This is a genomic window from Paraburkholderia phenoliruptrix (assembly GCF_019511605.1).
Taxonomy (GTDB): Bacteria; Pseudomonadota; Gammaproteobacteria; order Burkholderiales; family Burkholderiaceae; genus Paraburkholderia; species Paraburkholderia phenoliruptrix_A.
The window spans coordinates 1-855 of the sequence record NZ_JAEUAV010000066.1 but is presented as its reverse complement, the minus strand read 5'-3'; the positions used below and the strand labels follow the sequence as shown (position 1 = coordinate 855).

1 protein-coding gene is annotated in these 855 nt (G+C 62.3%); it reads right to left on the bottom strand.

The genetic code is table 11. From position 1 onward, the window contains the following. Positions 1–221: 221 nt before the first annotated feature. Complete coding sequence (locus JNB89_RS30775; protein ID WP_220364731.1) at positions 222–686, bottom strand: hypothetical protein; 465 nt, start codon at positions 684–686, stop codon at positions 222–224. Positions 687–855: the final 169 nt, after the last annotated feature.

The window sequence follows — 855 nt, the reverse complement described above, 5'->3', positions numbered from 1 at the left end:
ACAGGACCGTGAAACGACTCCACGCCGATGATAGTGCGGATTACCCGTGTGAAAGTAGGTAATCGTCAGGCTCCCCAGCAGTGACCGCAACCCCACCCCGCAAAGGTGGGGTTGCGGCGTTTACGCGCCAGAAAAACAGCTTCGTGACATCGCGCTGGGGATGAGTGCATGGCGGCACGCCATCCACAGCATCCATGGTTTCAGCGCATCGCGCGCCGCCGTCAGGCTCTCTTGCGTGTCGGCAACTGATCGGGCAGGCCGGCGGTAAAGCGGTCCAGCCGATCGCTCGCCTCTGTGATTGCCCATAGCGGAGCCCGGTGCAGTTGCTGGTCGTAGTTGGTCGCTATATGCGCGAAGAGCGCGAATCCGCCTTCGTCAAGCGCCCATATTCCTGTATCTCGACCGATATCGAACACCTTGGCGATCTCGTGGTCTGCTGCGGCGAGCTGTTCTCTGGTTGCAGAGCCAAAGCCGGACTCGGCCAGAAAGCCCGTCAATAGCAGGACCTGCGTCAGCGTCTGAGCTTCGTCCACTCCACCACGGCTCCGGCGTAACGTGTCGAGCGCAAGATGCACGCGCAGCGCGAGGTCGTCAGCGACTTGCCGGGCGATAGGCAGCAGCATTGCCTTGGCATGCCGGGCTCGGGCGGCGCCGGTATGTCGGGAAAACGGAATAGGTTGTGCCATGAAGATCCAAGATTGTGCCTGTGCAGATGCAATAACGGCGCGGGCGAAAAAACATTGAGCCCTGTGCCGTCGCAGTCGGTTCGCTAAGCCACGGCGCGAGCGGCGATAAAGACGGAGGCGGCCGGTCACAAGGCCTCAAGCCCGCCCCCCAGCGCCCCAAGGCCCAGCG

Excerpts from the sequence above, each read along its gene's own strand:
- JNB89_RS30775 (WP_220364731.1), bottom strand. The coding sequence starts at position 686 with ATGGCACAACCTATTCCGTTTTCCCGACATACCGGCGCCGCCCGAGCC.